General features: G+C 74.6%; 15 protein-coding genes and 1 pseudogene. 8 read left to right on the top strand and 8 right to left on the bottom strand.

The annotated features are described in order from the left end of the window. Positions 1-117: 117 nt before the first annotated feature. Both ACI2LW_RS32230 and ACI2LW_RS32225 read right to left on the bottom strand, forming a co-directional pair. The gene (locus ACI2LW_RS32230; protein ID WP_404734806.1) at positions 118-1,221 is read right to left on the bottom strand and encodes a hydrogenase expression protein HypE; all 1,104 of its coding nucleotides are present in this window, start codon (positions 1,219-1,221) and stop codon (positions 118-120) included. After that, positions 1,218-1,763, bottom strand: coding sequence for a hemerythrin domain-containing protein (locus ACI2LW_RS32225; RefSeq protein WP_404734805.1), 546 nt, complete (start codon positions 1,761-1,763; stop codon positions 1,218-1,220). Before ACI2LW_RS32225 ends, ACI2LW_RS32230 begins: the two co-directional genes overlap by 4 nt. Positions 1,764-2,163: 400 nt before the next feature. On the opposite strand from ACI2LW_RS32225, the gene ACI2LW_RS32220 reads away from it, so the two are divergent. The 3 genes from ACI2LW_RS32220 (at position 2,164) to ACI2LW_RS32210 (ending at position 7,085) form a co-directional block, all read left to right on the top strand. Continuing rightward, on the top strand, positions 2,164-3,615 hold the full coding sequence (locus ACI2LW_RS32220; RefSeq protein ID WP_404734804.1) for a glyceraldehyde-3-phosphate dehydrogenase: 1,452 nt from the start codon (positions 2,164-2,166) through the stop codon (positions 3,613-3,615). A 132-nt stretch (positions 3,616-3,747) separates the two neighbouring features. Next, positions 3,748-4,236, top strand: coding sequence for a GNAT family N-acetyltransferase (locus tag ACI2LW_RS32215; RefSeq protein WP_404734803.1), 489 nt, complete (start codon positions 3,748-3,750; stop codon positions 4,234-4,236). A 131-nt stretch (positions 4,237-4,367) separates the two neighbouring features. Beyond that, positions 4,368-7,085 carry a SpoIIE family protein phosphatase gene (locus ACI2LW_RS32210; RefSeq protein WP_404734802.1) on the top strand — a complete coding sequence of 906 codons (2,718 nt, stop codon included), beginning with the start codon at positions 4,368-4,370 and terminating at the stop codon, positions 7,083-7,085. 112 nt (positions 7,086-7,197) lie between these two features. Here ACI2LW_RS32210 and ykgO read toward each other — a convergent pair whose 3' ends face one another. Both ykgO and rpmG read right to left on the bottom strand, forming a co-directional pair. Further along, on the bottom strand, positions 7,198-7,320 hold the full coding sequence (ykgO, locus tag ACI2LW_RS32205) for a type B 50S ribosomal protein L36 (RefSeq protein ID WP_404734801.1): 123 nt from the start codon (positions 7,318-7,320) through the stop codon (positions 7,198-7,200). 2 nt (positions 7,321-7,322) lie between these two features. Then, the gene (gene rpmG, locus ACI2LW_RS32200; protein WP_404734800.1) at positions 7,323-7,487 is read right to left on the bottom strand and encodes a 50S ribosomal protein L33; all 165 of its coding nucleotides are present in this window, start codon (positions 7,485-7,487) and stop codon (positions 7,323-7,325) included. Positions 7,488-7,649: 162 nt separating this feature from the next. Here rpmG and ACI2LW_RS32195 point away from each other — a divergent pair. Then, positions 7,650-10,384: pseudogene (locus ACI2LW_RS32195) on the top strand (SpoIIE family protein phosphatase). Between the two features lie 304 nt (positions 10,385-10,688). After that, complete coding sequence (locus tag ACI2LW_RS32190) at positions 10,689-12,014, top strand: lipase family protein (protein WP_404734799.1); 1,326 nt, start codon at positions 10,689-10,691, stop codon at positions 12,012-12,014. Between the two features lie 144 nt (positions 12,015-12,158). On the opposite strand, the gene ACI2LW_RS32185 is transcribed toward ACI2LW_RS32190, so the two are convergent. The 3 genes from ACI2LW_RS32185 to ACI2LW_RS32175 all read right to left on the bottom strand — a co-directional run bounded on the left by ACI2LW_RS32185 (position 12,159) and on the right by ACI2LW_RS32175 (position 17,030). After that, positions 12,159-14,003 (bottom strand): phospholipase C, encoded by a 1,845-nt coding sequence (locus ACI2LW_RS32185; RefSeq protein WP_404734798.1) that lies wholly within the window; start codon positions 14,001-14,003, stop codon positions 12,159-12,161. Between the two features lie 199 nt (positions 14,004-14,202). Next, positions 14,203-15,498 carry a Dyp-type peroxidase gene (locus ACI2LW_RS32180; RefSeq protein ID WP_404734808.1) on the bottom strand — a complete coding sequence of 432 codons (1,296 nt, stop codon included), beginning with the start codon at positions 15,496-15,498 and terminating at the stop codon, positions 14,203-14,205. Positions 15,499-15,836: 338 nt separating this feature from the next. Beyond that, positions 15,837-17,030, bottom strand: coding sequence for an EfeM/EfeO family lipoprotein (locus ACI2LW_RS32175; RefSeq protein WP_404734797.1), 1,194 nt, complete (start codon positions 17,028-17,030; stop codon positions 15,837-15,839). A 299-nt stretch (positions 17,031-17,329) separates the two neighbouring features. Here ACI2LW_RS32175 and mgrA point away from each other — a divergent pair, with 299 nt between their 5' ends. Next, positions 17,330-18,370, top strand: a complete 1,041-nt coding sequence (gene mgrA, locus ACI2LW_RS32170) for an L-glyceraldehyde 3-phosphate reductase (protein ID WP_404734796.1) — start codon at positions 17,330-17,332, stop codon at positions 18,368-18,370. 366 nt (positions 18,371-18,736) lie between these two features. After that, positions 18,737-19,213, top strand: a complete 477-nt coding sequence (locus ACI2LW_RS32165; protein ID WP_404734795.1) for an SRPBCC family protein — start codon at positions 18,737-18,739, stop codon at positions 19,211-19,213. 162 nt (positions 19,214-19,375) lie between these two features. On the opposite strand, the gene ACI2LW_RS32160 is transcribed toward ACI2LW_RS32165, so the two are convergent. Then, positions 19,376-19,720 (bottom strand): hypothetical protein, encoded by a 345-nt coding sequence (locus ACI2LW_RS32160; RefSeq protein ID WP_404734794.1) that lies wholly within the window; start codon positions 19,718-19,720, stop codon positions 19,376-19,378. Between the two features lie 1,121 nt (positions 19,721-20,841). On the opposite strand from ACI2LW_RS32160, the gene ACI2LW_RS32155 reads away from it, so the two are divergent. After that, a complete protein-coding gene (locus ACI2LW_RS32155) occupies positions 20,842-22,755 on the top strand; it encodes an FUSC family protein (RefSeq protein ID WP_404734793.1) in 1,914 nt (637 codons plus the stop codon). Position 22,756: the final 1 nt, after the last annotated feature.

The raw sequence follows: 22,756 nt of genomic DNA, 5'->3' as shown, positions 1-22,756 counted from the left end.
CCCAGGTTGCCGATGATGCGGGTGATCGGGTCCCAGGACATGTCCACGATCTGCGCCGGTCTGCGCTGCCCCGCACGGGACTCGGTAGCCGTCATGTCGGTGTGAACCTCGTTCCTCTCAGGCCCGCCAGTAAGGGTCGTAGCCGCTCGTCAGCTCGGCCCGGTTGTGGCGCCACCGGGGTTCCTTGTTGACGGCCATGCTGGTGATGCCGCGCAGCCGGCGGATGAAGGCGCCGTACGGCTTGATCAGGACCGACGACAGGCTGCCGCCGGTCGGCTCGTCCATGAACGGCATGAAGGCGTCGGGGAAGCCGGGCATGGTGCAGCCGATGCAGATGCCGCCGACGTTCGGGCAGCCGCCGAGGCCGCCCATCCAGCCCCGCTTGGGCACGTTGCAGTTCACGACCGGACCCCAGCAGCCCACCCTCACCTGGCACTTGGGCGAGTTGTAGTCCTTGGAGAAGTCGGCCTGCTCGTAGTACGCGGCCCGGTCGCAGCCCTCGTGGACGGTCTTCCCGAACAGCCACTGCGGGCGCAGCATCTCGTCCAGCGGCGGGGGCGGCGCCGATCCCGCGGCGTGGAAGAGCAGCCAGGTGAGGGTCTCCATGAAGTTCTCCGGCTGGATCGGGCAGCCGGGCACGTTGACGATGGGCAGCGCCCCCTGCGACCTGTAGTCCCAGCCCAGGTAGTCGGCCAGGCCCATGGAGCCGGTGGGGTTGCCCGCCATCGCGTGGATGCCGCCGTACGTGGCGCAGGTGCCGGCCGCGACGACCGCCCACGCCCGGGGCGCGAGCCGGTCGATCCACCAGTTGAGGGTGAGCGGCTCGCCGGTGTCCGGGTCGTTGCCGAAGGAGGTCCAGTAGCCGTCGCCCTCGATGATGTTCTGGTTGGGGATCGAGCCCTCGATGACGAGGACGAACGGGGTGAGTTCTCCCCGGGCCGCGGCGCGGAACGGCGCGAGGTAGTCCTCGCCGCCCAGGCTGGGCGAGAGCACCTTGTTGTACAGGTGCACCTTGGGCAGCCCGGGGATCAGCCCCAGTACGACGTCCTCGATGGCCGGCTGGCCGGCGGCCGTCATGGAGACGGTGTCACCGTCGCAGCTCATGCCCTCGGAGATCCAGAGAATGTGGATCTCGTCGAAACCGGACCGTTCCTCGGCGCCGGGCTCGGACCGGGATTCGGGCTCGTGGATGACCTGGCTGGAACCGCTGGCGATGCTCATGTCCTCGGCCTCCCCTGGAGACGGTCGCGGAATCGGTCGTAGGCGGCGGCCACCGGGCCGACCACGGCGAGCGCCGGAGGATGGTCGGGCGCGCCTGGATGGGGCCGGGTGGGAGCGCTCTGCCGGGCGCGGTCCAGTTGCCGGCCCAGTTCGTCGAGGTCCTGCTGGGAGACGTGGGCGCGCAGCTGGGGCATCAGCTCGCCCTCCTCCTCGCGCACGTGCTCGTCGACCTCCCGCCTGAGCTGGGCCATGAGACCGGCCTCGCGCTCGTCGCCCGCGGGCAGCTTGTCGAGGGCGAGCAGCAGCTTCTTGACCGCCATGTGCTCGCCCAGGTGCTCGTCGACCTCCCGCGCGCCGTCCGGGATCACCTTCCTGGCCAGGGGGTAGAGCAGCAGCTCCTCGAGCGCGGCGTGCCGGGACAGCTCGCGGACCGCCAGCTCGACCACCCCGCGCCGCTGCGTCGCGGAGGCCGCGGCGTGATAGTCCCGGAACAGCTGCTCCACCATGCGGTGGTCGCGTTTCAACAACTCGATGGCGTCCATCGGCACCTTCCTCGTCCTGGGCGCGACCTGGGCCGTGGCGCGCCGGGCGGACGCCGCGCGTTACGGCGCCGGTCGTCCGTCCGTCCTTCAGGCTCACCCCGATCGCCGCGTTCCGCGCGTTGTGGAGCGCCGGTGGGGTGAGCCGGCGGGACACGGGGCGGGGTGAGGGTGCGGGGGCGAGGGGGTGCGGGGGCGAGGGGGTGCGGAGGTGCGGGGGTGTGGGGGCGAGGGAGTGCGGGGGTGGTGATGCCGCGCGGCGGGGCGGCTGCCGTGCTCACCTGCGTCTACGGCGCCTTCGCGGGCGCTCCCCCCTCCTTCCCCACCCCATGCCCACCCCTGTGATTGATCAACTGGGCATGGGGTTAGCATATGAGCGCCGCCTAGCTCGAAAGATAGATCTGTGACTGTCAACGACGACTCGTTCACCAACTGGAAGAACCGCGAGGAGATCGCGGAGTCGATGATCCCGATGATCGGGAAGCTGCACAGGGAACGGGACGTCACCGTCCTGCTGCACAGCCGGTCCCTTGTGAACAAGTCGGTGGTGAGCATCCTCAAGACCCACCGGTTCGCCCGCCAGATCGCCGGCGAGGAGCTCTCGGTCACCGAGACCCTGCCGTTCCTGCAGGCGCTCACCACGCTCGACCTCGGCCCGTCCCAGATCGACATCGGCATGCTCGCCGCGACGTACCGCGACGACGACCGCGGCCTGTCGGTGGCGGAGTTCACCGCCGAGGCCGTGGCCGGCGCCACCGGCGAGAACAAGATCGAGCGCGGTGAGGGCCGCGACGTCGTCCTCTACGGCTTCGGCCGCATCGGCCGCCTCGTCGCCCGGCTGCTCATCGAGAAGGCCGGCTCCGGCAACGGCCTCAGGCTCCGCGCCATCGTGGTGCGCGGCGGGGGCCGGGCCGCCGACGACCTGGTCAAGCGCGCCTCGCTGCTGCGCCGGGACTCCATCCACGGCCAGTTCCAGGGCACGATCACCGTGGACGAGGAGAACAACGCGATCCTCGCCAACGGCAACGAGATCAAGGTGATCCACGCCGACGACCCGTCCTCGGTGGACTACACGGCGTACGGCATCAAGGACGCCATCCTCATCGACAACACCGGCAAGTGGCGCGACCGCGAGGGGCTGTCGAAGCACCTGCGGCCCGGCATCGCCAAGGTGGTGCTGACCGCGCCGGGCAAGGGCGACGTGCCCAACATCGTGCACGGCGTCAACCACGACACGATCAAGCCGGACGAGCAGATCCTGTCCTGCGCCTCCTGCACCACCAACGCGATCGTCCCGCCGCTGAAGGCGATGGACGACGAGTACGGCGTGCTGCGCGGCCACGTGGAGACGGTCCACTCGTTCACCAACGACCAGAACCTGCTGGACAACTACCACAAGTCCGAGCGCCGCGGCCGCTCCGCGCCGCTCAACATGGTCATCACCGAGACCGGCGCCGCCTCCGCCGTCGCCAAGGCGCTGCCCGACCTCAAGGCCCGGATCACCGGCAGCTCGATCCGCGTGCCCGTGCCGGACGTCTCCATCGCCATCCTCAATCTGCAGCTGGGCCGCGAGACCACGCGCGAGGAGGTCCTCGACCACCTCCGCAACGTCTCGCTGACCTCCCCGCTCAAGCGTCAGATCGACTTCATCAGCGCCCCCGACGCGGTCTCCAGCGACTTCATCGGCTCGCGCCACGCCTCGATCGTCGACGCCGGGGCCACCAAGGTCGAGGGCGACAACGCGATCCTGTACCTCTGGTACGACAACGAGTTCGGCTACTCCTGCCAGGTCATCCGCGTCGTCCAGTACGTCTCCGGCGTGGAGTACCCGACCTACCCGGCACCCGCGGCCTGATCCGTCCGGCACCCGCGGCCTGATCCGTCCGGCACGCCGCCCCGCCCGCCGCACACCCGGCCGGCGCCCCCCGCGGCACGGGGGCGCCGGCCGCGTCGTCCCGGCCGGCGCGCGGTGTGTGAGACTGCGCGCATGATCCGCACCGCGACGCCCGCCGACATACCCGTCATCCACACGCTGATCCGCGACCTCGCCGCCTACGAGAAGGCCCCCGAGGAGGCCAGGGCGACCCCCGCGCAGCTCACCGAGGCGCTCTTCGGCGAGCGCCCGGCGGCCTTCGCGCACGTGGCCGAGGACGAAACCGGCGCGGTGGTGGGCTTCGCCCTGTGGTACCTCAGCTTCTCCACCTGGCGCGGCGTGCACGGCATCCACCTCGAGGACCTGTACGTCCGCCCGGAGGCCCGCGGCGGCGGCCACGGCAGGGCGCTGCTGACGGAACTGGCCCGTAACTGCGTCGCCCGGGGCTACGAACGGCTGGAGTGGTCGGTCCTCGACTGGAACCGGCCCGCCATCGACTTCTACCGGGCGCTCGGCGCCCGGCCGCAGGACGAGTGGACGGTGTACCGGCTCACCGACGAGGCGCTGGGCGCCCTCGCGGCCCGGCCGGACCGGCACGGCTGAGGTCCACGCGTTCCCGCACGCGCCGTCCGGCCGACGGGCCGGGCCCGGGGCCCGTCGGCCGGACGGCGGGACGGGGCCCCCGATGGGAAAATGTGCCCGTGGGGAACCTGCCCGCGGATGAGGGTGACGGCATGGGCGATGTCAGCGGCGCGGTGAGCCGGGGAGATCCGGGCGACCCCTTCGACATCAGGACCACTGCCGTGGCGATCCTCGACGCCGAGGGCCTGATCGCCCACTGGAGCCGGGGGGCCGAGCAGCTGCTCGCGCGCACCGCCGGCAGCGTGCTCGGGCGTCCGGCGGGATCCCTGCTGGTGACCGGCGAGGCAACCACGATGCTCTCCCGGCTGCGCCGGATCGACCGCGGATGGGAGGGTGTGCTGCTCGCCCGCCACGGCGCGGGGCACAGCGTCGCGCTCGCGGTCCGGGTCTGCCGGCTGCTGGCCGCGGACGGGTGCCACGGCTGGCTCGTCGTCGGCTGCGACATCGCCGACCGGCGCGAGCACGAGACGTTCGAACGTGTCGCCCGGGCCCTGCTCGAGCAGTCACCGCTCGGCATCGGGGTGCTGGACACCAAGCTGCGGTACCGATGGGTGAACCGTGAGCTCGCGGGGATGGACGACCCTCCCCCGGACCCCGTACCGGGCCCCGAACCCGGTCCGCACACCGGCCCCGGCCTCGGCGGCCGCCCAGGACGGGACGCGGACACCGGTCCGGTCTTCGGGCCCAGCACGGGCACCGGCCCGGACCTCGGGTCAAGCGCGCACACCGGCACCGTCCCGGACCCCGGTCCCGGCCCCGGCTCCGGGTCCGGGTCCGGGTCCGGCTCCGGCTCCCGCCCGGATTCCGTCGCCGGCACCGGCCGTCCGGTCTTCGTTCCCGGCACCGGCCGTCGGGGCCCCGGCTCCGGCTCAGGGGGCGGCCCCGGTCCGCGGCCCAGGCCCTCCGTCGTGACCCGGTCCGCCCGGCAGGTCCTGGTGTCCGGCCAGTCCCAGGTCACCCTGGAGCACGCGCCGCCCCGGCACGGGACGGCAGACCGGCGTCTCGGCGGCCGGTCGCGGCTGCGCTCCTTCTTCCCGCTGCGCGACGGCGCCGGGCGCGTCCTGGGCATCTGCTGCGCCGTACTCGACGTGACCGGGCAGGATCCGGCACGGGAGCGGCTGGCCCTGCTGAACTCGGCGAGCGAGCACATCGGGACCACCCTGGACCTGGACCGAACGGTCCTGGAACTGGCGGAGGTGATGATCCCCCAGGTCGCCGATTTCGTGGCCATCGACCTGCTGGACGCGGTACAGACGACGGCAGGCGCGGGTGCCACCGGTGCCGCAGGCGCCGCAGGCCTGCCGCGCGGCGGGGCCACGCTGCGCCGCGCGGCCCATCTGTCCGTCCAGGACGACCAGCCCGAGGTGATCGTCGACGTGGGCGAGCCGACCCGGTATCCCCCGCGCTCCCCGCAGAAGCTGTGCCTGGCCACCGGGAAGCCGCTGCGGGAGGCGGTGGGCCCGGCGACCCGCTGGCTCGCCGACGACCCGCGACGCTGGCAGAAGATGATCCGGCTGGGGGTGCACGCGCACCTGGTGATGCCGCTGCGGGCCCGCGGCATCACCATGGGCGTGGTCACCCTGCTGCGGTGGAAGAACCCCGACGCCTTCGACGAGGACGACCTGCTGCTGGTGGAGGAGCTGGTGGCGCGGGCCGCCGTGTGCGTGGACAACGCCCGGCGCTACGCGCGGGAGCACCAGGCGGCGCTCACGCTGCAGACCAGCCTGCTGCCGCCCACGCTGCCCGACCACAGCGCCGTCGAGGTCGCCCACCGCTATCTGCCGGCCGATGCCGAGTCGGGGGTGGGCGGGGACTGGTTCGACGTCATCCCGCTGTCCGGCGCCAGGGTGGCGCTCGTGGTGGGCGACGTGACCGGTCACGGACTGCACGCGGCGGCCAGCATGGGGCGGCTGCGCGCCGCCGTGCAGACGCTGGCGGACCTCGATCTGCCCCCGGACGAGCTGCTGACGCGCCTGGACGACCTGGTCGTACGGCAGTCGGAGGAGGCCGAGGCGGCCGCCCTGGGCCCGCTGGTGGTCGGCGCGACCTGCGTCTACGCCGTCTACGACCCCATCGCGCGGAAGATCGTGGTGGCGCGGGCGGGCCATCCCAGTCCGGCGATCGCCCATCTGCGCGAGCCGGTGGAGTTCCCCGACATCCCGGCCGGCCCGCCGCTCGGGCTGGGCGGCCTGCCGTTCGAGTCGGCCGAGATCCCGGTGGAGGAGGGCAGCGTCATCGCGCTCTACACCGACGGTCTGATCGAGGCCTCCGACCGGGACGTCGACGTCGGCATGGAGCGGCTGTGCTTCACGCTGGCCCACCCCGACCGGCCGCTGGAGGAGATCTGCGACATCATGGTGCGCACGCTGCTGCCGGTCCGCCCCCGCGACGACGTGGCCTTCCTCATCGCCCGTACCCATGTGCTCGACTCCGGCTGCGTGGCCTCCTGGGAGGTGCCCGACGACCCGTCGGCCGTGCACGTGGCACGGCGCAACGTCAGCCGGCAGCTGTCGCTGTGGGGTCTTCAGGAGGCGGCGTTCACCACCGAGCTGATCGTCAGCGAGCTGGTGACCAACGCCATCCGGCACGCGTTCGGGCCGATCCATCTGCGCCTCATCCACGAGCGCGGCCTGATCTGCGAGGTCTCGGACGCGAGCAACACCTCCCCGCGGATGCGGCGGGCGCTCGGCACCGACGAGGGCGGGCGGGGGCTGTTCCTGGTCGCCCAGGTCGCCCAGCGCTGGGGCACCCGCTACACGAGTACGGGCAAGACGATCTGGGCGGAGCAGCAGCTGCACGGCCCGGTGTAGGCGCCCGCCCCGCACAACGGACGGGGGCCCTGCTCGGCAGGCGGCGGCCCCGCGCAGCGGGCGGCGGCCCGGCCCGTGTGCGGGACCGGGCCGCCGCCCGTCGTGGTGGCCGTCAGCCCTGGCGCGCCTTGAAGCGCGGGTTCTTCCTGTTGATGACGAAGACCACGCCCCGGCGGCGCACCACCTGGGCTCCGGGCTGGGACTTCAGTGAGCGCAGGGACTTGCGCACCTTCATGGTCAGCGCTCCTCACGGAAGGTGACGTGCCGGCCGGCCACCGGGTCGTACTTGCGCAGCACGAGCCGGTCGGGGTCGTTGAGACGGTTCTTGCGCGTCACGTAGGTGACGCCGGTCCCGGCCGTCGACTTCAGCCTGACGACGGGGCGCACGGTGGTGCGTGCCATGTGGTTCTCCTTCCGGCCGCTTCCGGGGTGACCCGGCCATGTCAGCCGTGCACGTCAACAGCGCTGGGGGCGCCGGCATTCCCGGGCCGCGCGGGGCCGCGCCGCGGGACCTTCCGGGCATACCGGTCGCATGCCGGACAAGCGCAGTGCTACAACGGGGAGATGATCGGACGTTCCGGCCGGTCCCGGACGACAGCGGCGCCGTCTCCCGGCAGCCGGGGGTCGCCCGACCCCTCCCCAGGCCGCGGCCCCAGGAGGCTGACCGGACGCCTCTCGCTGTCGCGCGCCCTGGGCACCGTGGCCGCGCAGGTCTTCCTCCTCCAGGTGATCGTTGTCCTCGTGCTGGTGATGGCGGCCGCCGCCGCCCTGGTGCTCCAGGGGCGCTACGACGGCGAGGACAGCGCCCGCAAGCGCTCCCTGGCCGCGGCGGAGGCCTTCGCGCACGCCCCCGGCACGGCGCTCGCCCTGCAGGCGCCGGACCCGACCCGGCTGTTGCAGGCCCCCGCCCAGCGGGCCCAGGCGGGAGCCGGCGTCGACTTCATCAACGTGCTGGACAAGAACGGTGTACGGGTCACCGATGCGGACCCGCGGCTGATCGGCACCAAGGCGCCGGGCGTCGGCAGGGCCGCCATGGGTGAGACGTTCACCGAGACCTACCACGGCGAACCGGACGCGGTGCGCGCGGTGGTGCCCGTGATGGACGCGAGCCGCCGCGTGGTCGGCATGGTCACCGCCGGCATCCGCGTGGAGACCCTGGGGCACCTGCTGAACCAGCAGGTGCCCATGGTGCTGGGTTCGGCCGGGCTGGCCCTCGCGCTCGCCACCGGCGGCACGGCCCTGGTCAGCCGCAGGCTGCGCCGGCAGACCCGGGGACTCGGCCCGCTCGAGATGACCCGGATGTACGAACACCACGACGCGGTGCTGCACGCGGTGCGCGAGGGCGTGCTGATCATCGGCGCCGACGGGTGCGTGCTGCTCGCCAACGACGAGGCGCGCCGGCTGCTGGACCTGCCGGCCGACATCGACCGGCGGCCGGTCGCCGAGCTGGGGCTGTCACCGGAGCTGACCCGGCTGCTGGAGTCGGGCGAGGTCGCCTCCGACGCGGTGTTCCGCTCCGGGGACCGGCTGCTGGCGGTCAACACCCGGCGCACCGCGCCCTACGGCGGGGCGCCCGGGGTGGTGGCGAGCCTGCGGGACACCACGGAGCTGCGCGCCGTGTCGGGGAGGGCCGAGGTGGCGCGGGGACGGCTGACCCTGCTGTACGAGGCGGGGGTGCGCATCGGCACGACGCTGGACGTGGAGCGCACGGCGCAGGAACTGGCCGACGTGGCCGTGCCCCGGATGGCCGACGTGGTCACCGTGGAGCTGCTGGAGGCCGTGCTGCACGGCGAGGAGCCGACCGGCGCGCTCAACCGGATGCGCCGCACCGCGGTGCGCGGCGCCGCGCCGGGCGGCCCGCTGCAGCCGGTGGGGGACCTGATCCAGTTCGTGGTGGCCGACACCCCGATGGTGGCGGCGCTGCGGCGCGGCAAGGCGGTGCTGGTGCCCGACCTGCGCTCCGCCGAGGACTGGCGGGCCCAGGACCCACGGTGCCGCTGCGGGCCCGGGGCGTGGTGCTCGGCATGGTCAACTTCTGGCGGGCGGCCGGCTCGCCGCGGTTCGAGGAGGAGGACGTCGCGGTCGCCGAGGAGCTGGGGGCGCGGGCCGCCGTCGCGATCGACAACGCCCGCCGGTACTCCCGCGAGCACGCCATGGCCGTGACGCTGCAGCGCAGTCTGCTCCCCCGGGACCTGCCCGAGCAGGACGCGCTGGAGGTGGCGTCGCGCTATCTTCCGGCGCAGTCCGGGGTGGGCGGCGACTGGTTCGACGTCATACCCCTGCCCGGCTTCCGGGTGGCGCTGGTGGTCGGGGACGTCGTGGGGCACGGGCTGCACGCGGCGGTGACCATGGGCCGGCTGCGCACGGCGGTGCTGAACTTCTCGTCCCTGGACCTGCCCCCGGACGAACTGCTCGGCCATCTGGACGAGATGGTGGTGCGGCTGGACACCCAGACGGCGGGCGCGGACGGGGAGGCGTCCCCCGTCACCGGCGCCACCTGTCTGTACGCCATCTACGACCCGGTGGGCGGGCGCTGCTCCTTCTCCCGCGCCGGTCACCTCGTGCCGGCGGTGGTGGACCCGCTGGGGCGGGTGACCTTCCCCGACCTGCCGCTGTCGCCGCCGCTGGGCGTGGGCGGGCATCCGTTCGAGGCGGGTGAGCTGGACCTGGCGGAGGGCAGCAGGCTGGTGCTGTTCACCGACGGCCTGGTCGAGGACCGCAGGCGGGACATCGACGAGGGGCTGCGGCTGCTCGCCTCCGCGGTCGCGCGTCCCGAGCAGACCCCGGAGGAGACCTGCCGGGCGCTGATGGAGACGATGCTGCCGGAGCATCCGAACGACGACGTCGCCCTGCTTGTCGCGCGCACCCGGCTGCTGGACCCGTCGCGGGTCGCGGTCTGGGACGTCGCCTTCGACGTGGAGGCGGTCTCCCGGGTGCGGACCGAGGTGAGCCGGCGGCTGCTCGAGTGGGGGCTGGAGGAGTCGTCGTTCGCCATGGAGCTGGTCCTCAGCGAACTGCTGACCAACGCCATCCGCTACGGGGCTCCCCCGGTGCGGGTCCGGCTGCTGCTGGGCCGGACCCTGGTGTGCGAGGTGTCCGACGGCAGCAACACCTCCCCCCGGCTGCGGCGCGCGGCCACCACCGACGAGGGCGGCCGGGGCCTGTTCCTGGTCTCGCAGTTCGCCGACCGGTGGGGCACCCGCTATGTGGCGGACGGCAAGGTGATCTGGGCGGAACGGACCCTGGGGGCGGCCTCCGAGCCGGATCCGGAGCTGCTGCTCGACGAGATGGCCTGGTGATCCGGCGGGCGCGGACGTCCGCCGGGACGCAGGTCCGTGCGGGCGCGGACGGGTGCACGTACGGTGACCGGACGTCATGGGCCATTAGACGGTGAGTCAAATTACTGAACCGTAACCTCCCGTCGACTACCGGCGGTAACCGCAGGTCGGTACGGTCTCGTCAACCCACTCCCCACTGTGCGCGCGGGGGCCGGCGGACGACCGTGCCCCCTCGTGCCGTCGCGCCCTGTCACCGTCGGCCGGTACGGCCGCGTACGGGACAGGGCGGCCACTCCTGTTCGGCCGCGTCTTCAGGAGGTTCCCCATGCCCGCGCGCAGACTTCTGCTCGCCTCGGCGGCCGCAGCCGCCGCCTGCCTCGTCGCCCCGTGCGTCCCGGCGGTCGCCGACACGGACTCTCACCCCGTGGTCTCCCGGGGTGTCACGATCCCCGCGTTCTACAACCCGCCCACCGCGCTGCCGACGACCGACGGCACCGTCATCCGCAGCGAACCGCTCCCCCTCGCCCTGAGCCTGCCGGGCCCGCACGGCCCGCTCCCCGGCCGCGCCACCCGGCTGATGTACAAGTCGACGGACGCCGGCGGCGGGCCCGTGGCCGTCACCGGCGCCTACATCGAGCCGGCCGCCCGCTGGGACCGCGGCGGGCCGCGCCCGCTGGTCGTCGTGGCGCCGGGCACCATGGGCCAGGGCGACCAGTGCGCCGCCTCCATGGGCCTGGAACACCCCGTGACCTTCAACGGACGGACCATGTCCGTGGGCTACGAGGACCTGTCCGTCCACCGGCTGCTGGCCGAGGGCGTCGCGGTCGTCGTCACCGACTACGTCGGCCTCGGCGCCACGGACCGGCTGCACACCTACGTCGACCGCGTCGACGAGGCCCACGCCGTCCTCGACGCGGCGCGCGCCGCCCGGTCCGTCGCGGGCGCCTCCGTCACCGCCGCCTCACCCGTGGGCCTGTTCGGCTACAGCCAGGGCGGCGGCGCCACCGCGGCCGCCGCCGAACTGCACCGCTCCTACGCCCCCGACGTGCCCCTCGCGGGCACCTACGCCGGAGCGCCGCCCGCCGACCTGACCGAGGTCACCGAAGCCATCGACGGCAGCGAGCTGGCCGGCGCCCTCGGCTGGTCCCTCAACGGCTTCCTGCAGAGCGCCCCCGAGCTCAGGCCCATCGCCGAGGCGCATCTGAACCGGGCGGGCAGGGCCGCCCTGGCCGATCTGTCGACCATGTGCGTGGGCGACGCCCTGTTCGGCTACGGGTACACCCGGAGCACGAGGTGGACCACCGACGGGCAGTCCGTCAGCGACGTCATCCGCTCCACGCCCGCGCTCCAGGCGTTCCTGGACGGGCAGCGCATCGGCCGTCTGAGGCCGACCGGGCCCGTCCGGGTCGCCACCGGCACCAGCGACGACCTGGTGCCGCACGCCCAGGCCCGCCGGCTGGCCGCCGACTGGTGCCGGCAGGGCGCCGACGTCACCTACGAGGCGGTCGTCCTGCCCGACGTGGGCAGCGCCCTGGTCAACCACTTCGGGCCGCTGCTCGCCGACCAGGGCAGCGCCGTAGCCTGGCTGACGGACCGTCTGGCGGGCAGGCCGGCCCGCTCCGACTGCGTGACCCTGCCCCTTCAGCCCTGACCGGCACCGTGCGGGGGGGGGGGGCCGGCCCCCGGCCGGGGGGCCCCCCCCCCCCCCCCCCCCCCGCCCGGGGGGGGGGGGGGCCCCCCGCCCGGGGGCCGGCCCCCCCCCCCCGCACGGTGCCGGACATCGCGGCGGCGGGCGTCAGGCCGCGCCGGGTGCCCGGCGGCGCCGGGTGAGATACGCACCGGTCACGCCCGCCGCCAGCAGCGCCCCGGCGGTCAGCCCGGCCGGCAGCGCCGGGAAGCCGGCCGCGCCGGCGGTCGCGGCGGTGTTCTCCGTCGCCGGGCCCGGGTCGATGCGCGTGGGGACCGGAGCCACCTCCCGCAGCGGACCGACGGAGCGGACCGAGCCGTCCATGTTCAGCAGCACCTGCCTGCCGTTGGGATGCCGGAAGTCGAACATGCCGGTGAGCGGACCCGCCTGGGCGTCGAAGGAGTGGTCCCCGATGCGCCCGGTGTGCCAGTTGTCCTCGATGAAGCGGATGACGGACGTCTGGTCGGTCGGGGTGTGGTCGACCTTGTTGACCCTGCTGTACGGGGAGACGACCAGCAGCGGCTGCCGGGGGCCGGGGCCGCAGCGGTCCAGGTGGCCGCCGGACGGCCGGGGACCCTTTTGGCAGGCGGGGCTGTCGGTGGCCCTGCCGTCGGATCCCGGCGAGGTGTCGGTGGAGCCGTTGCGCACCTCGGCGTAGGCGTGGTCGTACCAGCCGTCGGAGTCGTCGTAGGCGATGACGACGGCGGTGGACCGCCACTGGGGCGAGTTCTGGACCGCGTTGATCTGCTCGACCAGGAAGTGCTGCTCGTCCAGCGGGCCGGAGTATCCGGCGTGGCCGTCCTGGTAGGCGGCGGCCTTGACGAAGCTGACGGCGGGCAGCCTGCCGGCCCGCAGCGCCGCGGAGAAGTCCGTCAGGTCGTAGTTGTGGTTGGCCGGCCCGTCGTGGCCGATCTCGGCGACGTCCCGGGGCGGCAGGTGGTGCGGGTTGGCCGTGGACCGGTAGTACGCGAACGGGTTGTGGTGCGGGCTGTAGTCGAGCACCTCGGCGCCGCCCGCGTTGGTGTGGACGGCGTCGCAGCGGGCGTACTCCCCCGGCCGGCCGGTCCACGGGGTGGTCGGCCGGAAGCCGCCCTGGAACCAGCCCCAGCTCACCTTCCGGGCGTTGAGCAGGTCACCGATGGTGCGGCCCGTCATCACGGCGAGCGCGTCGGAGCCGGTGTGGTTCCTGCCCGAGCAGTCGTCGTAGCCCGGGTCGGGGTCGTTGATCATCGTGCCCACGCCGTTCGCGTCCGGCGACTTGACGGCGTACGGGTCGGGGACCGGGGTGCGCCGCGGGTGCTCGGTGCCGGAGGCCGGGTCGACCGAGACGACACCGTGCGTCTGTCCGGAGACAAGGTTGATGGCGCCGGGGGTGGAGGGGCCGTAGGTGGAGCTGAAGGAGCGGTCGCCGAGGGCGTAGTGCTGGGCGTAGTTCCACAGCGCGGTGACCGTGTTGCCGTCGTAGTAGTCCATGACCAGGCCGGGCTCGCCGAACAGGCCGCCGCTGCACCGGTCGACCCCGGTGTTCTCCACGTACTTGTCCGCCCGGCCGCCGTTGGCGGCGTACTGCTCCGGGCCGTAGGAGTGGTTCTGGTCGCAGGTCATGGCCTGGGCGGGGGAAAGCCGCCGCGGCGGGTACTGGTTGGGGTTGTGCTCCAGCAGCCCGGCGTGCGCCAGGGTGTCGATGTCCTTCGGGGTCGCGGGCGACGCGGTGAACCGGGTGCCGTCGGTGTTGGCGGCCTTCGGATAGGTGGCGAAGTAGTGGTCGAAGGAGATGTTCTCGCCGAAGAGGACGACCACGTGCTGGATGGGTGTGGCCGTCGGCCGGTGGCCGCGGTGGCCGTCCTGGACGGCGGCCCAGCCGGTGGTGGTGCCGGTCGTGAACAGGAGCGCGGCGGCACCCGCGAGCGCTCCGAGGCTCCGTGACGTCACTCGTCTTCCCCTGCTGGCCATACGGGTTCACCTTCCGGGCAGGATCGGGACGGACCGTGGACCGTGCGGGCGGCGCGCAGCCATGATGACCGAGGAATTGACGTTCCGTCAGGGAAGCGGTGCCCATTCTTGACCGTGTGTTGACCCGGCGGGCGGGCGCGGCGCCGGTGGCGGTGGTCGCGGTGGCGGCGGCGGTGGCGGTGGCGGTGGCGGTGGCGGTTCAGCCGAGCAGGCTCCGCCCGTACCAGTCGGAGGCGTCGCGCACGCCGGGCAGGACGAAGAAGTAGCCGCCGCCGAACGGCTTGACGTAGTCGGTGAGCGGCTCGCCGGCCAGGCGTCGCTGGATCCACTCGAACTGCTGGGCGAGGTCGCGCTGGTAGCAGCAGAACAGGAGGCCCATGTCGAGGGTGCCGTTGGTGTCCAGGCCGCGGTCGTAGTTGTAGGAGCGGCGCAGGATCCGCCGGCCGGCGGTGCCGGGAGTGCGCGGGCCGGCCCGCCGGATGTGGGCGTCCAGCGGGATGACGTCGCCCTTGGGGTCGTCGGCGTAGTGGGGCACGTCGTGCTCGGTGTCGCCGTCGAGCGGCGCGCCCGACTCCCGGACCCGGCCGATCATCCGCTCCTGCTCGCCGAGGGAGACCCGGTCCCAGAACTCGACCAGCATCCGGATCAGCCGGACCACCTGGTAGGTGCCGCCCGCCGCCCAGGCCGGCTCGCCGCTGTCGCCGCCCACCCACACCAGGCGGTCCATCGCGCGGGTGTCCGCGGCGTCCGGGTTGGCGGTGCCGTCCTTGAAGCCCAGCAGGTTGCGCGGGGTGCCGGTGGGCCGCGGCGGGCTGGTGAACCCGTCCAGGCGCCAGCGGATCCGCAGTCCGCCGCGCGTGTGCCGGGCGATGTCGCGCAGCGCGTGCAGGACCGTGTCCGGTTCGTCGGCGTGCAGGTGCAGGCTCAGATCGCCGTGGCACCAGGCGGGTCTCAGGTCGTCGTCGGGGAAGGACGGCATGGTGGTGAGCCGGCGCGGGCGCAGCGCGCCCATCCCGAAGCGGTCGTCGAACAGCGCGGCGCCGACCGCGACCGTCACGGCCAGCGCGCCGGAGGGCACCCGGCCGCCGAGGACGCCGGAGTCGGGCGGCGGGCCGGTGATGCCCACCGGCCGCGGGATGCCGCCGGAGGTGAGGAAGCGGGCGCGGCCGGTGAGGGTGCGCAGGAGGTCGGTCAGTTCGGCGCGGTTCTCCGCGGTGACGTCGAAGGCGGCGAACGCGCTCACCCGGCGCGGAGGCGCGAGCACCGACCACTGGCGCGGCCCGTGGAACGGTACGGCGCCCGCTCCCCAGGTCCCGTCACCGCGCGGACCGGCGGCGCCGTACGGGCCGTACGGGCCGGCCGTGCCCGCGCCGTGCGCGCCCTGCGCGGCGTGCGGCGCGTCCGCGCCGGGCACCGTGTCCGCGGTGGTCACCGCGGCCGTGGCGAGCCCGGCGCCCGTGAGGGCGGCCCCGCGCAGAAAGCCGCGCCGCCCCACTCCCCCGGCGTGCCGGGGCGTGTCGGCGCCGCCGTGGGCGGCACCGGACCGCCCCGTCCCGCCGGGGGGCGCCGCCGCCGGGTCGGCCCGCACGCCCTCGTCGCCGCCTTGCGCCGCGCCCCGGCGCCGCCGGCTCCCGGCCGTCCCACCCTCGCCGCCCGCCCCGTCCACCGCCCCCACCGTCTTCCGCCCCGCCCCCTCCACCGCCGTCCGCCCGGACCGCCCGGCCGTCCCGGCGTCGCCGCCCGTCCCGTCCACCGCCGCCATCCGCCCGGACCGCCGGGCCGTCCCGCCGTCGCCGCCCGGGGTGTCCGCGCGGGGCGGGCGGGGGTGCGGGCTCACGCCGTCCGCCGCGGGTCGCACAGGGTGGCCACCGAGGCCAGCCGTTCCAGCAGGTCGCCCAGGGCCGCGTCGATCCTCTCCCGCCGGCTGCGGCCGAGGCGGTCGAGCGGGGTCCAGTGCCCGCCGCGGCGGGAGCCGTCCAGGAGGGCCTGGGCGCGGTCCAGCCTCCGGTCCAGCGCGGGCAGACCGGGGTACCGGGTGGCGAGCAGTGGACGCAGCCGGGACAGGACGGCCCGGGTGCCGTCGAGGTGCGCGCGGGCGGTGGCCACAGTGGTGCCGCTGCCGTAGTCGGTGCGTCCGGTCAGCTCGGACCGCACGGTGTCCTCCAGGATCTCGTGGGCCCGCAGTCCGAGCCCGGCCGGGTCCATGCGGGTCCGCGCCCACGCGTCGCGCAGCGCGGTCACGTCCTCGGCGAGGCGCGCCGCCGGGGCGCGCAGCGTGCGGGCGGGCTCGCCGTGCCACAGCCCGTACTCGACGCGGTGGAAGCCGGTGAAGGAGGGGTCGTGGACGCCTCGGGGCAGGCCGGCGTCGGTGCCGTCGATCCGTCCGCCGGCGTCGCCGAAGGCGTCGTACGCGCCGCCGAGCCGCGCGTAGCGCAGATGCGCCGGCAGCCACGCGGCACGCGCCCCGGCGAGGTCGCCGCGGTCGACGGCGGAGCGCAGCCGCCCGGTCAGCCGCACCAGTTCGTCCAGGCCGCGGGCCACCCACTTCTGGTAGGAGATCGCCGGAGGGATCAGGTCGGGCTCGCCGACCGGCACCGCGGCCGGGCCGCTCGTGCCCCCGCCGACGCGGACGACGGGACCGGTGACCGCGTCGGCGTCCTCCGGCACGCACCGGAAGGCGTACACGCCCCTGCCCAGCCGTACGGTCAGCGACCGCGTCGTTCCCGGGGCGATGCCCTCGGCCTCCCCGAACACGGCCCGGCTGCGCGGGTCCTCCAGGTACACCTCGGCCGCTCGGTCGGAGGTGTTGTGCAGTGCGAACACCTGCAGGCCGGCCGCCGGGTGGTCCCAGCCGCGGCCGCAGCGGCTCCTGGACACCTCCACAACGGTGCGCTGCGGCCCGTCCGCCGCCGCGCCGGTGCCGCCCGGGGCGTGCACGGCGTACAGCAGGGCGCCCGCGACGAGCAGCAGCACCACGGCCGCGGCGCCGTACGGGCGCGGCGGGCGCCCGCCGCCGGACCACCGCATGCCGAGCCTCCCCCGCCGCGAGGTTGCCGATCGCCCCATGCTAGTGCCGCGGCCGGAGCGAACCGGTGAACCTTTCCGGTCGCATGACGGGACAGCGGGCACGCCGTCCGGGCTCCTACGCGCCGAGCCCCGTACGCGCCGGGCCCCGTACGCGCGAGGCGGGCCGCGTATTCAGAAGCCGCGTCGCTGAATCCCATGGAAACCGGTGGTTGGACTTCCGGATCACCGAGGAGCAAGGTGGGGAGGTCCCGCCGCTTCCGGCGGAACCCCCCGTACCGCACCACCCGGAGTACTTCCCGATGACCTACGTCGCGGACCCCGAGCGCTACGACGGCACCATGCGCTACCGGCGCACCGGCCGTTCCGGGCTCGATCTGCCCGTCCTGTCGCTCGGCTACTGGCACAACTTCGGCGACGACCGTCCCTTCGAGACGCAGCGCGAGATCGCCCTGCGCGCGTTCGACCTCGGCATCACCCACCACGACCTGGCGAACAACTACGGCCCGCCCTACGGCTCCGCGGAGATCAACTTCGGCCGTCTGATGCGGCAGGACCTCGCGCCGTACCGGGACGAGCTGGTGATCTCCACCAAGGCCGGCTGGGACATGTGGCCCGGCCCCTACGGCCAGGGCGGCGGCTCCCGCAAGTACCTGCTGGCGTCGCTGGACCAGTCGCTGAAGCGGATGGGCCTGGAGTACGTCGACATCTTCTACTCCCACCGGCTCGACGCGAGCACCCCGCTCGAGGAGACGATGGGCGCCCTGGACACCGCCGTCCGCCAGGGCAAGGCCCTGTACGTGGGCATCTCCTCCTACGACGCCGAGCGCACCCGGCAGGCCGCCGCGATCCTGCGCGAACTGGGCACCCCGCTGCTGATCCACCAGCCCTCCTACAGCATGGTCAACCGCTGGATCGAGACCGAGGGGCTGCTGGAGGCCGCAGAGGAGGAGGGCTTCGGGGTCATCGGTTTCACCGCCCTGGCCCAGGGGCTGCTGACCGACCGCTACCTGGAGGGCGTCCCGCGGGACTCCCGCGCGGCGCGCGGCACCTCGTTCGACTCCGGCTGGCTGACCGAGGACATGCTGACCCGGCTGCGCGCCCTGAACGGCATCGCGGCCCGCCGCGGTCAGACGCTGGCCCAGATGGCGCTCGCCTGGGCGCTGCGCGACGAGCGCGTCACCTCGCTCGTCATCGGCGCCTCCCGGGTGGCGCAGCTGGAGCAGAACGTGGCCGCGCTGCGGAACGCGGACTTCACCGCCGAGGAGCTCGCCGAGATCGACAAGTACGCCACCGACGGCGGCGTCGACCTGTGGCGGCAGGCCCGCACCGGAAACCTCTGACCGTCCGGGCGGCGCAACGTCCAGGCGGCGGAACACGACGGACCCCGTCCCTTCCGGGGCGGGGTCCGTCGTCGTCGAGCGTCGGGCAGGCCTTGCACCTGCATCTCCCCGCAGGAAGCGGGGCGTCTTTCCTTGGACCACCAACGCACGGCGGGGCGCCGCGAGTTGCGGCGTCCTGCTCAAGATCGAGCATAGCCCAGGTCCCCCGCCGCCGCCTGCCGTGCCGTCCCGCGTGGCGACCGGGCCGCGCGCCCGGCGCGAGGAGCCGGGTGGGAACCGGCCGTGTGCGGGTACTCGTGCCCACCTGCCGGTATCCGCGTGACGGGCCGGCGCCCGCCACAGTCGACGAGCGCATTCGGAGGCGCGATGAGCAAGGTCAAGGAAACGGTCGAGGTCGAGGTCCCCGTTCACACCGCCTACGACCAGTGGACGCAGTTCGAGGACTTCCCGAACTTCATGGAAGGCGTCGAAGAGGTCAGGCAGCTCGACGACCGGCACAACCACTGGACCACCAAGATCGGTGGCGTCAAGCGGGAGTTCGACACCGAGATCGTCGACCAGTTGCCGGACGAGCGCATCACCTGGCGCAGCACCACCGGCGACATCCGGCAGAAGGGCAGTGTCCGCTTCGAGCGGGTGGACGACACGCACACCCGGGTGGAGCTCGTGATGGACGTCGAGCCCAGTGGGGCCGCGGAGAAGGCCGGGGACATGCTGGGCGTCATCGACCGGCGTGTGAAGGGGGACATGAAGCGCTTCAAGAAGTTCATCGAGGAGCGCGGAGGCGAGTCGGGGGCCTGGCGCGGCCGTATCCGCCCCGAGGACGCCGGCCCGGGCCGGTGACCCGGTCACCCGCGCCGCACGGCGAACCCCGCCCCGGCCGCCCCGTCACCCGGGGCGGCCGGGGCGCGTCGTGACCCGGGGCGGCCGGGGTGTGCCTGTCCGACGGGCACCTCGTCGACGGCACGCTGACCCCGGTGCCGCTGGAGGGCGACCCGGACCGTCTCATCCCGCGCCCCTGAGCTGCGGGCCGCCCCGGCCCGGGCCCGGTGCGGCCGTCCTCTCCCGCGCGGCGCCGGCGAGTCCGCTCCTGTGCCGGCCGTCGTGGCGGTCGTCGCGCCCCGGCGGCGGGACGGGGACCAGGGCGTGCGCCCCGCCGAGGCCCCGGGCCGTGTCGAGGCCCTGCGCCGTGTCGGGCGCGGTGGGTGCCGGTCCGCCGGTGTCGGCCGGGCCCGCGGCGTGGTCCTCGTGCGCCTGGGCCGAAAGGGCCGGACCCAGCAGCAGGCCGCCTCCCAGCGCCAGCACCGCCACCACCTGCCGGCCCCCGGCTCGTCCCAGATGACCCGACAACGCCCACCTCCTCGTGACGCCGGGCCGACGTGCCCGGCACCGGAAGGCTGGCAGACCCGCCGCCCCCGCGCGCGCGGGTCACCGGCCCGTCCCACGGACGGGGGACCGACCGGGCGCACCGGTGACGGGCGGTGCGCCCGGCGCCGTAATCGGTAACCCGTAAGCCGTAAGCGGCACGCCGTAAGCCGTCAGCCAGCAGCACCCCCAGCAGGACGGCGAGCGGGGAGCGCCCCGGCCACACCAGCGGTCCGCGCAGACCGGTGAGCGCGCCGTGCACGGCGGCGGCGCCCAGGAGGGCGGCGTAGGCGGCGAGCACGCCGGCCGGGACGCCGTCGGGGTCGGCCGGCAGCGCCACCAGCAGCAGAACCGCCGTCGCGGCGCAGCAGACGGCCGCCGGGACCCAGCGGCGCAGCAGGGCGTACCCGAGGCCGAGGCCGAGGCCGGTGAGGTTGAGCAGGGCCACCGCGAGCGCGCGGAGCCCGTCCGGGGCGGCGGGGCCGGCGGGCCGGGCGGCTTGGGCGGTGTGGGCGGTGTGCCGGACCCGTGCGCCGTGCCGTACGCGTCTGCGGACATGTCGGCTCCCCCCATGACCAATGCCCGCATGCAAGATGAATGTCTGTATTCATGGCCAATGCCCGTATCCATGGCCAATGCCCGTATGTCGGCGATGGGTCAGTGTAGGGGTGATGACAGGACACGGACAGACACAGGGGGCGCGGCCGGCCCGGCCGGCAGCCGGTTCCGGCCACAGGACGCGCGGGCCGTTTCCGCCATGTGCACGCGGGGCCGTACCAGGCCTGGTGGGACGCCGGCTTCCTGGTGCTGGGCGCCCTGCTGGCGGCCAGGCCGTCCATGAGGTAGGCCCCGTGGGCGCTCCCATTGAGCCCTTCCATGGGCGCTCCCATTGAGCGCTTCCACGCGTCCTTTGAGGACTGCCATGGGTCCTTTGAGGACTGCCATGGGTCCTTTGAGGGCTGCCATGGGTCCTTTGAGGGCTGCCATGGGTCCTTCCATGACGTACAGGCATGGGTGTCACAGCGAACCGGCATTGGACGCATGCGTTCGGCGTGGCCGACCCTGGAGGGGCATCGGTTTTCCGGCCTCGAAGGAGTCGACCCCTCATGAAGACGCGGCACAAGGCGGTGGCGGCCGCCGCGGCGGCCCCCGCGCGGGGCGCCGTCGCTCTCGCCCTGCCGCTGCTCGTCGGGGTGTGGACGGGGCAGGTGATCCCAGCCGTGATCGCCGGCATCGGCGCCCTGTGGGGCGTCGGCCAGGACGGCCCGGACCCGTACCGGCTGCGGGTGCGCCGGCTGGGCTGCATGGGCCTGGCCGCCGCCACCGGCCTGCTGGCCGGTGAGCTGGCGCTGCGCTCCGGTCACCCCGCGGCGGTGACGGTCTGCCTGGTCGTCGCCGCCGCCCTGGCGGGCGCCGTGGGCCTGCGGGGCCGCCTGTGGTCGGTGTCCGGCATGCACCTCCTGCTCGGCGTCACCATCGGCGGCGGCATCCCCGTGCCGGGCCCCTGGTGGCAGGCGCCGCTCGCGCTGCTGGCCGGGGTCGGCCTCGTCGTCGTCCTGTCCGCCGCGCCCTGGCCGTGGCGGCGGCACCACATCGAGCGGACCGCCGTCGGCGCCGTGTACCGGGCGGCCTCCGAGGCGCTGTCGGCGGCGGGCACCCCCGCGGCCGCGGCCGCTCGCCGGCGGCTGACCGACGCCCTGGACCACGCCCACCGGGTCATGGGTCGTCACCTGGGCCGCCGCGGACGGCCGGACACCGGGCTCGGCGCGCTGCTCGGCGCCTTCCACACGGCGGTCCGGCTCGGCGAGGTGACCTCGGCGCTGGTGTGGGAGGGCCGCCCGCTCCCCCGGTCCGTGACGGACGTACCGCTGGCGATGGCCGCGCGCCTGCTGCCGGCCGCGTCGGGCGCACCGCGCACCAACACCGCACCCGCCGCACCGGGCACACCCGGCGCACCCGCCGCCTCGGTAACCCGCAGCGCCTCGGACGCCTCGGGAACCCGCAGCGCCTCGGGAACCCGTGGCGCTCCGGGAGCCGCCTCCCAGGCCCTCGGCGCGCCGGGAGCGCACGGCGCCCCCGGGACCCCCCTCACCCCCGGCGGCGCGAGCGGTGTCCCCGACCGGGACGGGCTGCTCGCGCTCGCCGACGCCGGTTCGCCGGGCCTGCGGGCACTGGCCCGGCTGTGCGCGACGAGCGATGTCGCGGGCGACCACGAGCCCGCGCCCCCGCTGCCCGAGCGGCGGTGGCACGGGCGGGCGGCCCATGTGCGCTACACCGTGCTGCTGGCCGCCTGCGTGCTGGCGGCCCAGCTCTGCGCCGTACTGCTGCACGGTCCGCGCGGGTACTGGCTGCCGATGACCGTGGCCTTCGTCTACAAGCCCGACTTCGGCCCGGTCCTGACGCGGGCCCTGCACCGCTGCGCCGGCACCGTCGCGGGGGTGGCCGCCATCGGGGCCGTGGCCCTGCTGACGACCGACACCTACGCCCTCATCGGCGTCGTCGCCGCCTTCGGCGCGCTGATGGCCGTGGGCGTGCGCCACCACTACGGGGTCGCCACGACGGGCCTGACGGCCGTGGTGTTCGTGCTCCTCGGCATGCTGGGCGACCACCGGCCGCTCTACGCGGAGCGCATCCTCGACACCGCGCTGGCGGCCGCCATCGTCCTCGTCGCCCACTTCGCCCTGTGGCCGGACTCCGCGGCCGGCCGGGCCACCGCGCAGACCGAGGCCGCCGTGGCGGCCGCCCTGCGGTACCGGGACCTGGGCCCCGGGGCCGCGCCCGCCGAGCGGCACGCGCTGCGCCGGGCCGCCTACCACCGGCTCGCCGAGGCACGGCGGGCCGCCGCCCACGCCCGGGCCGAACCGGGGCGGCCCGGCCGCCGGCTCCCCGACTGGGAGGAGGCCGTCCGCGTGGCGGAACGGCTCTGCGACGCGGTGAGCGCGCGGAACGTGACCGCCGCCGGGACCGCTCCCATGCGTCCGGCGCCTCGCACCGCCCTCCTGCATGCGGTGGGAGAATGAG

Source organism: Streptomyces sp. NPDC004065 (assembly GCF_044903565.1).
Classification (GTDB): Bacteria; Actinomycetota; Actinomycetes; order Streptomycetales; family Streptomycetaceae; genus Streptomyces.
Note: the sequence above shows the minus strand (reverse complement) of the source record. Positions and strands in the feature narration are given on the sequence as shown.